We start from the raw sequence: 12,617 nt of genomic DNA, 5'->3' as shown, positions 1-12,617 counted from the left end.
AAGGCAGGGCTGACCATAAGCAAGACGGAAGTCGCGCGCTTTAAGTGACGTTTGTCACGAAAATGTCATAAATCTGTTGCCTTATTTTTTCAGACGACGCTGCTCCACCTCCGTCAAACGTGCCATTTGCGCCGGGTCCAGATTGCCCTGCCCCAGTACCTGGAAAGCACTGCCCTTGTCATAAGCTGCACCACGTTGCCCACCCGAAGCTGGTGCGCGCTGACCTGCACCGTCATCTTCCGGCGCGCCTTCGTTGCCAAAGCCCAGTACCCGCACCGTAAAGATCGATGGCAGGTTTTTACGCGCTTCGTTGCGATCACGCTGCATCACATCCTGCGCCGCTGCCGCCGCCGAACTGGCCGCCGCACTGGCGTTGGTCAGGGCGCCAACGTTGACGGATGCAATCATCGGGATACCGGAGGCCTCGCCTGCCACCTTGATGTTGGCGGCATTCACCACTTGCAGCGCGAAGATATTCACATTGCCCGAGACACGGATACCCGCCTCACCGGCATCGATGGTGCCCAACGGTGCGATCAAGTCAACGTTACCGGCGCTTGCTTCCGGTATCGGGCTCAGGGTGGCGATACCTGCACCCGAACTCGGCACTTGCGGTGACAGTGTCACATTGCCCCACTGGTCATAGACGCGTTTCGGCGGTGTGTAGAGGATGGTGGTTTTGGAACCGCGGCCGGCATTGATATCGCCTTGTTCCGACCACGCAAAGATATCGCCACCGAAGGTCGTCATCACACGCGACAAACCGAGCAACAGGCTTCGTTCGCTGAATAACTGGATATCACCCCGGCCTTGAGTGACCACACCTGCGGTTGCGGCAGGAACCTCACCTTGCACGCCGATCACGATCTGGCCGCCCGGTGCCATCATCTGGATATTGCCGCCGAAGTTGGTATGCACACCGGCATTGCCAAACATGGTGATGTCGCCACTGCGTACGATGGTGTCGCCATGTGCATCGCGATCCGGGAACAGCGTAGCGATCATGTCGCGGCTGCGCAGGAAGGAACCGTAGCGACGGCTGTCCGGATTATTGTATTCGCGACCACCTTCACGCAATTCTGCGTAGTACACATTACGCAGGAAGATGCGTTGCTGTTCCGGTGCCAACGCATGGAAGTAAGTCAGCGCATCTGCCGCTGTGCCGCTAAAGCCAAAGCGCTCTTGCAGCCAGGTCGCCAGCTCGCCCTCGTAAGTCTTCACTACCTTGCCAGGCTGGCTGGCCAGCGACGCACCCGGATCGGCCTGGTTGGCCGGATCAAGGTAGAGCTTGCTGATCGCGCTGAAGTCCGGCCCGTTCATACCGCCACCGGCCATCATTGCAATATCGGCACCCGGACGGTTGTCACCCTGTACCAAACCACCAAGGCTGACGACACTGGCTTTGGCGTCCTGCGTCAAGTTGCGTCCGGCGCTGATTTCCAGCGTACCGGGACCGGCTACCTGGACGTTTGCGTACAGGATGTCACGCCCGGCCTGCACCAACGAAATATCGTTGTCGTTGTTATGCACGAACAAGCTATTGGTATTGATCACATCGCGTCCGGCCTGGATGCGGGCCGCGGTCGCGGCGCGATACCAGGTCGGGATGGTACGACCCAGGCCGGTCATGCGCTGCGTCACACCACTGTTGACGCCGATCACGTCACCGTTGACACCATAGAACAATGCCGCAGAAGTATCACCGGCATGCAGTGCGGTCGCGCCCAGCGTATCCGGACCAAAAGCGAACAAGGGGAAGTAATGCTGCCTGCCATCAATAGCTGCGCCAGTAAACTGATCATTACCGGTCATCGCGCCATCCATACTCAGATTGGAAACTACGACGCGTGTCTGTGCGTTGAAGCCGACAAATGCCGGATTGAACGGGGTCGGCAAAGGTGTATCGGAACCCGACATGGCGATCGGATAGCCACCGCCATAGATGGAATTACTGGCGAGGAATTCGAGCGCACCGTTGGCCGAAGGTGCAAGTACCAGATACTTATTAGTGTCGGTAGCCGAAGAGCCTGGTGCCGCAGAGAACCCGTAATACAGGTTGCCGCTGGCCGCGGTCGCACGCAGGATGGACGGATAGGTAATCACGATATCGCCGATACTGGTATTACCCATGCTGGAACCGCGATTCGCAATGTCGGTACCTGGCGTCAGGTTGCCACCGGCAGCAAACAGATTGATGGCCGTATGCTTGTCCCACAGCGAGAACCAGCTTTGACCGCCGCCCAGGTAGTTCGTACCGTTCGCGGTAAAAGCTGAGCTATTCGCTGTATATGTACGACCCGGATCAGCGACCGTTGCCAGAACCAGGTCTCCCAGCGTATCCAGATAAATCGCCGTATCACCTGGCACTAGCGTGATGCCACCGCTGCTGCTGGCTATCGTCGGCATGAACGGATCTATGGTACGCACATCAGTTGCATCGCCATCGAAACCACGTGACTGTCCCCGCAATTGACGATAACGCGGCTTGATGTCGCCGATGGCAGTCGCAGCTACCGCAGTCGTACCACGCAAGTTGATCAGCGCACCGTTGAGGTCATGGTTTTGTGTATTGGCACCACCGCTGCCAAATTGCGTCGCGTCAAAATCGGGATTGAGTACGCCACCGAGTCGTATGTTCAGGTCGCCGCCACCGGTCAGGACCAACTTGCCGTCCGCATCGACGCGACCGGTGCTGCCTACCGCCGCGACCAGGGCCTGGCTGCGCGGGTAATTCTGCATGGCGTTAGCGGTACCGCGACGCGCCGTTACACCTGCATCCCCACCCGCTTCAATATTCAGGTTGCCGCCGCCCAGGGTACCCAGTCCGGTGAAGCCAACCAGATAAGGTTCCTGATATTCGTTTTGCCACACTGTCCCCATCGGCACTGCATAAGCACCAAAGTTGATCCACCATGCAGTCGGTACTGCAGCAGAAGTGCTGCCAGTACCCTGACGCCACAACCAGTTACCGACGCCGGCACTCGGGATGTTCGGCCGTTCAGGCCAGGCGAAGGTACCCCACACATCGCCGGTAATGTTTCTGCCAACGGAAATATTCAGGTTACCGCCCTGCTCCGGATACCACGCCTGGTAAGCCGCCAGTGCCGGGTTGTAATCATTGCTTTGCGCACCCAGCAGGGTATTGTTGGTATGCAGGCCACGCGGCTGGTTGAATATATCCACACCATTGCTGTCGAGTATGGACGCGGAGGGCGTACCTGCGGTGTACACGCCATACGCCGACTGCATGCGGAAATCACCCGCTGCCGTCATGCCGATGTCACCGGTACCGGTACGCAGCACGCTGAACATAGGTGAGAGCAAAGTATGCAGCGTGATATCTCGCACCGGATTAATCGTCTGTACGCACATGCCCGGCTCATTACAGATACCCAGCTCGACATACATAGGATCTACTGGCGTGCCTTCTTCAAAGCCCGACGGAACAGCTTCAGGTCCCCATGTATAAGTGATGCGTATCGGATCAATATTGCAGGTCACAAATGTGCAATAACCGGCTTCGATTGCCCATTCCTCAACGACTTCTCCCGGAACCAGGCCATACATTTCAGCATCGGCGCCCCAGACCAAGCCGGTACCGCCAACTTTGGTTTCAACCCTCGTCATTGCGTGCGTATCGGCGAGGATGATGGAACCCTTGGATGCAGGATGGACCGCACGCCGGTCAGCCGAAGCCATATCCGCGCCTGCCGTCAGTTGCAAACTCCAGCTGCTGGCACCTTTGCCCAGCATAGGTGCCAGCGCCCAGTTAGCGCCTTGTACGCCGTTTACTTCGGGACGCAGGTTAATCGGTTTGTCATCCAGCAGTTCAAGCTTGGTCATCGCCGGGATCAACGCACCACGCGCCAGCGTGATGGCAATGCTGGCCGACATCGCGACCGGCAGCTTGTAGCCTTTCGGCCATACCAAGGCAGCCACGTCTGCGCTGCTGCGCAAGGCGGTACCGGCACCCAGCTTCATGCCACTGCTCAGCGTCACGTCACTCGCCATCACGGTACCAGCCGTCCACGCAATGCTGCCATTGGCGTTATATACATTCGCCGCCAGCACGGTTCCTGCGCGCAGCGTGTGGCTGGAAGTCAGCTCCACGTCGACCGGCAGTACAGTACCGCTAGGCAAGTTCAGGCCAGCTGCATGCAAGTCGTAATTCAGGGTCGAGCCTTGCGGGAATTGCGTACCCGCTTCCAGCACCACACCATCAATCGGAATCACGATGTCACTACCGAATGGCGTCATACCCCGACCGTCCCAACGTGCTTCGGTCAGGTACCAGCCCTTGTCATCCGGTGTCGTTGGTGGTGGTGCAAAGCCATCGTTGATGCTGCCGTAAATATTGATATCGCCTGCAGCGCGTATCACCAGCATGCCGGGCTCACCAAAACCGCGCAGCGCAGGATTATCACGGTCCGAGTTTGGACCGTAACGATAAGCGGACAGGTCGAGGTCACGCGAGATAATCACGTCACCATGCGGATTGTCAGTGCTGACCTTGCCGACGATTTCCACACCCGGACGCAGGTGATAGTTGCCCAGGCCCGCCAGGCGATTGCCCAGTGCGGTATTGGCCAATGCCGCATCAATGAAAGCGGTATTGTGCGGATCGATACCACCACGCACGATGACGCCATTGCCATCCTTGATACCGTCGAAATATTCCTGCGTAATCTCTTGCGGCTTGTTGCCGTTCACGTCCGGCACCGCGATCTCAGGCGCATCGTCATAGCTACGGAAACCATAGACGGCCACCGTTTTGGCACCGGCGATCACCGGTGTACCGTTGACAGTGACAGCTACGTCATTCGCGCCATTACCCGCGCCATCGACACCACCCAGGCGTGGTGCGCTCAGGTTGAAGGTGCCGCGTGCAACACCATCATTGCCTTGTGTCACATTGGTACCGGCACGCAAATCGATATGCGCATTGCTGCCCAGGGTCAGCATGCCTTCTTTGGTCGTCAGGTCCACAGTCGCACGGTTCGGACTGTCGATGATCTGGCCCTTGCTATCGACGCGCAAGCCAGTACCGTGTGCATCCAGTGTGCCATTTATAGTCAGGTCACCTTTCGCTGCCAGGTAAATCGAGCCGACCTGGAAGCCGCTGGCATCGATACGGCCATCGACCGTCAAATTGCCGCCATCAAGCACGACTTCGACTTTGCGTGCCTTGACTTCATCATTGATAGTCAGGTCACCCTGCTTGATCTGGAAGCGACGTGCACCGAATACGCCGCCATCGTTCAGGCGCGCATTCAATGCTGCGAAGTCGGACAGGCTTTGCGCACGCAAGGTGATCTCCGCTGCGTCATAAGGCACCAGTGTGCCGCCCGCGTCATACCAGCCACTGCTGCCGCCAAGGATGGTGCCGGCCAGGTCGATATGACCTGCGCTATCACCGAGAGCGACCGCTTTCAATGTACCGCCGCGATTGTTCTGCGCGGACAGATTGATAATCGAACCGGCACTCTGCGTGATATCGCCGACACTGCTCAGCAGCGACAAATCGCCGCCCCAGCTATAGCGCGTCTGTTCAAAGAATTTCACTGCACGACCGGAGAGATCGATCTGTGCGTGCTCACCCAGCGTCAGGTCTTCGGTCGCCGACAAGGTTAGCTTGCCGGAAGGCAGGACTACTGCGGTATCGACATGCACGGTGTTACCGGACAGTTTCAATTCAGCGCCCAAAGCATCGCTGGTACCAGCCGTACTGCCGCTCGGTGCCAGCACCTTCAATGCGCCGCCGACGGTAATGCTATTCACCGACGCTGCTGCACCAGTCAGCAACGGGGCGTTGATGTTCAGGTCGCCGCCGGTATATTGATAACCCTGGCCTGCGATGTAATCACCCTGGCGATGATAGACATTCAGCGTGCCCTTGCCATTCGAGGTCACACGCTCACTGGCATTTAGATTGATGGCACCGAAACCGAGCGCCAGGCGGTCGGCTGACAAGCCAGCGTCCGGTTGCGTATTCGGACCATAGCCAAACAGTATGCGCTGCGCATTGATATCCAGCGTGCTGTCACCCAGCAGGTTGCCGATTGCGGCACCCGGTGTATTCGGCAGGTACTCGCCGGTAGTCCTGGTTGGGGTGATCGCGGCACCGGTCCAGATGAATTCACCGGTCGTAATGCTGGCCTTGTCACCGGCCGCGCCGTAACCATAGATAGCTGGCGTACCGAATACCAGTCGTTCTATCGAGGATTTACCGGTAGTCGGATTAAAAGTATCGAGCGCAACCGAGCCATAGATGTTGATCGATTCACGGGCGTTGAAAATCACCGATTCAACTGCCGGTACACCAACACCGGCATTCCCTGCCAGCAGGCGATCCAGCACGCCCTGGTTCATCGACAGGCCAGCCGGCAAGGTGCCATTCTGCGCGGCCTGCGCCAATGCTGCATCGCTACCGAGGTTCAATGCAGACAGGGCGAGCAAGAGATTCTTCGCACCATAACGCGTGTTGTCTTCCAGCGTGAACGATTTATCGGTGGCGATCGCCAGTGTGCCTTCGCCATACAAGCTCGTTTCACCGCTGCATGGTCCCGCATTACATTTGCCGACGCTGATGGTACCGGCATTGATATCACCACCTTTGGTAGACAACAGATTGATCCAGCCGTTGGAAACGCCCAGCACGGTAGTGCCGTTGGTGGAAAACACGACGCCGTCAGACGAGTCATACGCCGCTTTACCCTGGCCTATCGTATTAATCGATGCCCCCTGCTCCACTACGATGCCGCCCTGCACACCGCCGTTCAACAGAAAAACTTCGGCAGCGCTCAGTTGCGCACCACTGCGTACGATCATATCGACAGCTTCACCATTGAAGGTGGCGAAATTGTCGCCGTAGCCCATGCCCAATGTACCGCCCAATATCATGCGCGCTGCACCAAATGCATTGAGGTCACTGGCCAGCAACGAAGCACCTGCAAAGCCAGCGGTAGGCCCGCTCCCATTAGCCAGAATTTCGATGCCAAAAGCGTTGACCGTCAGCGTGCCGCCAAAACCATACGATGCAGGTGCCGGTTTAAAGAGCGCGCTGCCTTCGAACTGCAACATCGGCATGCCGGCATTCGGTGTCGAATATTTATAATCCAGCAGCAGATTACCTGCATCGGCAGCAATCGCGCCGCGCATGCTGCCGCGCTTGGCCGCATCAGCCAGGACAAACGCGTCGTAACCGGTTTCGTTAAAAGCGGAATATCTGCGTACTGCTGTGCCTGGTGTGACGATGACCTGGTTCGGCAGGCTGGCCATGATGTTCGTATTCGCGACGCCCAGATAAGCGGCGCTGACATAGGAGCCATTACCCGCTGCGGCCACACTGGTCGGCAACGATGCTGCACCCAGCTCGACACGGAACGCCCCCGGCAACAAGGCATAGGTAGAAGGCATCAGCGTATAAGTACCTGCTTTCAGGCCCGCGATATCATGTTCAAACGTGACCTGACGCCCCACCATCGGATCGCCATATCCGGCGTCTGGTGCGACTGGTGCATAAGCACCGGCGTAGCTCGGCACGATGGCGTACACGCCATTGCCTGCCTTGCTGAAATCAAATGTCGGATTCGCATTCACCAGCGGCGTGCGTATGATGTCGACCGAACCACCGCGACCGGTAATGAAGCCGGCACCGGTCAATTCACCGCCACCCGACAGATCCAGCACACTGCCACTCTCCCCGATTACGCTATCGCCGGTCAGCTTGATACCGCTGCTACCCAGCGGGCGTGGTGTGATCGGCTTGCCTGCGTAGTCATACGCGATGCCATCTATGGTGCCGCCATAAGGCATGACGACGCCAGCGCCGCTGACCGAAGTAAGGCTACCCGCCAGCAACTCAACCACACTGGCATGCGCCACATTGGTACCACGGCCGTCCTGCCCCACGATCAGATTGCCCATAGGCGCACGTACGATACCCCCCTGGCGCACGATGTCGGCACCCAGTGCCAGCGTACCGAACACCGACAGCGGTGCTGCCGCCAGTGCATCGCCATAGCGTTTGATTTCCAGTGTGCTGCCTGTGTAGTACTTGCCGTTCGGCCACGGCCTGTCATCGAAACCGGCAACGATTTGCGCGTTGACGCCTGTCGCCGGATAAATCTGCGCGGCAGTCAGGGTGATATTTCCGATCGATGCCAGTTCAGTGGTGGTATCGCCATTCAAGCCGCGAGCTGCTGTACCACCCAGCAATCGCAAGTCACCACGGCTGAGGATGTCGACTTCATCGAAGGCACGACGATCTACCGTCATCTGTATACCGTTCTGTTGCGCGATGTTGCCATGCGCGCCGAAACCGACACGATCACGTATCTCTACCAGATCCGCCTCTACCGAAAAGCTGGCGTCGCTGGACGTCGTGCCAGCGCTGTTACGACGCGTCACACCGTAGATGACATTGAAATCGCCCGGTGTTTTAGTGGTCCCTGCCAGTCGTACATAGGCTGACGCCAGTTTGATGCTGGCATCGTTGGCGGCGGTAGTCGCCAGGCCAAAGCTACCGGCGTACAGACGCATGCTTTGCGCCATATTCAGGTCTACGCTACCGTCGAAGCTGAGCAAGCCTTCCACGAACAGCGACAGATTACCGAAGCCGCCATTGTTCACTTGCTCGACACTCAGGCGTGCCTTGCCATAGCCCAGTGCCGGATCAGCCTGTCCCGCCTGCAAGCCAGCCGACAAACCACTGTCCTGATACAGCTGCGACAGGATCAGTTCGCGTTGCGCACGCACTGCATCTACCGGTTGATAGTTGTTGGCAAAGACAGGCGCATCCAGCGCGACCGCCAGCGTGCCGCCAGCTGCATTTGCAGCACCGGCATGTGCACGCAAAGTGCCGTCGATATAAATACTGTGCGCAGATTTGAGGACGATGTCGCCACCGTTGCTGGCGACATTGACTTCGCTTGCCTTGCCGTTGGCGCCAGGAATATCGAGCTTGGCACTGCTACCGGACGCATCGAGCAAGGCGCCCGGACGAATAATGATGGCGACATCCGGTGCAGTGGTGACGCCCTTGCTTTCCCAATCCATGCTGCCACCCAACGTAATGCTGCCGCCATTCATGACCGTGCCATAGCGGCGGCCATCAACGCCGACACTGGTAGCTGCACGTGCCGCCACGTCGAGCACACCGGTTTCACCTATCCAGATCGAACGATTGTGTGCTTGCTGCGAAGTATTCTGTGGTGACGAAGTCAGTGGTGCATCGATGCCGATTGCAATATTGCCGCCCCATGCGTTCAGCGTGCCGTCTACGACTATGCTGCTCTTGCCACCGCCCTGCAAACTGATGGAGCGGCCCGGATCTACCGATACCACTGCGCCCTTACCGATGACGATGTCGCCACCATCCTGCAGCAGTCGTTGCGAACGCAAGACCAGGTCTGCACCACTGCGCTGGATCATCTGGTGCTTGGCCTGATCGTCCTGATACCGCTCCGGCGTCCAGATCTCAAGGGCATCACGACCATCGAGACTGCCCACGCCATTCGTGCTCACACGCAGCAGTGGCATCAACACATCCAGCTTCGCACCATCGGCCACCTGTACACCGGCGTGACCATTGATATCGTATTTGGCAAAGCCTGTCTGCAAACGTGTGCTATCCAGGTTCATTGCACCGATAGTCGGCGTAGCAGCACCGATGATGACCGCATTAGCGGTTTCCAGTTTAAGTGTGCCGCCACCTGCAACACCATAGCCGCGTACTTCACCATCCAGCGTCAAAACGCCGTTGTCATTATTCTGCGTACCGCTAACATCAGCCAGCAGGCTGACATTGCCGCCCTTGCCACCGGTTTTCTTACCCTTTTCCTGGATTGCGGCGCCGGACGATGCATCAATCAGGCTGCCTTGTTCGATATTGATGTCACGTGTACTTTCCAGCTTGACCGAGCCGCCATTCAGGTAAGCCAGGCCACTGCGCTCCGTCGGCGCCAGCGGTGTATTCACCCAGCGACCGCTGACATCCAGCGTTGCACCGTTGTGTAAAGTGATTGCCGAGTTACCGTTCTTTGCCAGTGCACCGGATTGCGAACCTGGTACCGGTGAAGTAAATATATTCGTCGCATTGATACTGCCACCATGCACCGTCACATGCGCTGCGATATCCACATTCGCCGCGATCATGTTCAGCGTGCCGCCATCATTCAATGTGATGGCTTTGTCTATCACGATGTTGCCACGGGTACCGAGGTCCAGGCCGGCCAGGTGCTGCTCATTGATGTACTGGCTGTCCAGCCACACTGTGCCGACACGTGTCGGGTCCAGCACATCGCTGGCGTTCATGCCTTCCGTGACTTCCGCCACATCGCCCAGCTTGATGTCACTATCGAACAATCCGGTGCGCCCCGGTGCAGTGTATTGCCCCAGCAATACCGTCGCGCCTTTGGCAACCGCAGTCTGTGCCTGCTTGTAACCATCGCTGACCGTATCGCGTACCCGCGTCTGCTGCTCACCCTGGTAAACCTTGCTGACCAGTTCGCCTTCCAGCACCGCGGTCGGTGCACTGATAATTAAATTACCCGCATCACGCCCAACGGTATAACCATTCTCCAGGCGCTGGCGCGCTGCGATCAGCGGGTTGTAGTAATACCTGGTGGCTTTCTCACCCCAGCGCTCGCTCTTGGTTTCGTAGCCTTTATAAACACCGGTATATGTCACACCGGCCGGTGCTTCACCGATACGATAGAGCTTGCCGTCACTGCCCTTGAGCCAGGTCTGGTTGACCATGCCGGTCTGCACATTGAAGCTACCACCGGAGAGATTGATGGCCGAACCTTGTTGCGTAATGACTTCGCTACCACCCAATGTAACGGTGCCGCCCTGCGCCGCCCACTCACCGATGCTGTGCCCCTGGTTGCTGAGGTAACCGCTGACTTCGAGCAAGCCACCTGCCGCATACCAGCGATCACTGGCGTAACCGCCGGTACCGGCCGGCACCAGGATCAAGTCGCGCCTGTCGAGCCAGATATCGTTATTGGATAAATTGCCGCTATCACGGTTATCCGGCGAATCACGCAACTCATTACCCTGGATATTGACTTTGACGTTATTACTTTCCATCGCCACATTGACGCCAACCGCACCGGAAACATCCAGATTGGCTTTATCGGTAACAAAGGTCCTGCCTTTCGTGCTGACGGCAATCTGGCCGCCGGTTGCCAGCGTCATGGAATCACCAGCAAACGTGACATTTCCGCCAGAGACGATTTCTATACGTGACTGATCGCGTCGATCCGACAGTGTCGACAAGTTGTCATAAGGACCGGCAGCAGTAGCGGCACGTAATAAATCCTGCGCGGCAGATTCCTTAATCAGCGCATCGCGCTGGCTATCCAGTGCAGTGGTCTTGCCATCGTCTTCGATCAGGATGGCGGTGGTGCTACCCTGGCCTAATGTGACATTACCTTGTGTATCGCTGGCCGAATTGAGCAAGTGGATCGTGCCACGGGTATTCACGGTGGTGGTCGCAACGGCGACACCGTTCTGCTGTACATCACGCCCGGTCAGTGTGATATCGCCTTCACGCGCCATGATGAGGCCGGTATTCGTGACCTTGCCGGCATCGCTGCCCACATCGATCTTGCCGACGACTTCATTGCCGCGTGTAGTGCTGAAAGTATTCCCTTCCGTGCCTACACCTTTGCGGATGAAGAAGCTGTCGCCCGCTGCCAGCGTAGTCTGGCCTTTACGGGTGACAATCTCACCGGCGTTATTGACTTCCTTGCCCAGCAACAGCACATAGCCGCCACCGGATGTCACTGTGGACGGCTCATGCGTGGCAATTTGCGCACCCGCTTCTACCAGTACATTGCCATTGGCACCGGTGAAACTGGCGGTATTGAGGTTCGGGCTATAGATACCGGTATTGAATTGCGAGTCGAGGATGTGCGCTGCGGCGACCACCAGGTTACGCGTGTTGACCTGGCTGCTGCCGCTGAAGATGATGCCGTTGGCGTTGACGATCATGACCGTGCCCGGCGCCTTGATCTGGCCCTGGATCACGCTTGGTGCAGTGGCATTGTTGATGCGGTTCAGTACCGACCAGTCGGCTTGCTGGTCGAAGTTAAGAATCGTGTTCTTGCCGATGTTAAACGTTTCCCAGTTGAGGATCGCTTTGTCGGCGGTTTGTTTGATGTCGACAATGGTTTTACCGTTAGCCGTCGACTGCGTCGGGCCATTTGCATTGATCCAGCTACTGACCAGGCTGCCAGCATCGAGGCCACCGACACCGAGACCATCCGGCACGCTACCCGTGGCGGCCAGTCTGGCTGCACTTTGCTGCGCTTGCGCCAATGCGATTGCACGAGCGGCGGAATTCAGGTTGGCAAGTGAACGTTGTAATTGGGTATTGGCTTGCTGCTGTTGCAGTGCCGGGGAACTGGCCTGCATTGCCGGCATGCCGTTCGGCAGTTTGCCGGTAGCGACTGCAGCTGCTTGCACTACCCCCTTCTGGGCATACCATGCAGCACTGAAGGCTTGCTGTGCATGCGCATCACCCCACATACTGCCCGTTGCCAACATCACGGCGATGGCATGGGCTAAGGGTTTCATACGACGCGATCCGATATCTGCGGACGGAGTACGTG

Annotated in this window: 1 protein-coding gene; it reads right to left on the bottom strand. The window is 57.8% G+C overall.

Annotation, left to right across the window (positions count from 1 at the left end):
* Nucleotides 1-81 precede the first annotated feature (81 nt).
* On the bottom strand, nucleotides 82-12,582 hold the full coding sequence (locus ACFQPC_RS02085; RefSeq protein WP_382269991.1) for a filamentous haemagglutinin family protein: 12,501 nt from the start codon (nucleotides 12,580-12,582) through the stop codon (nucleotides 82-84).
* Between the last annotated feature and the right edge of the window lie 35 nt (nucleotides 12,583-12,617).

Origin of the sequence: Herminiimonas glaciei, assembly GCF_042664955.1 — a bacterium.
GTDB lineage: Bacteria > Pseudomonadota > Gammaproteobacteria > Burkholderiales > Burkholderiaceae_D > Oxalicibacterium > Oxalicibacterium glaciei.
The sequence above is the reverse complement of the archived record's forward strand: the minus strand, read 5'-3'. Positions and strand labels throughout refer to the sequence as shown.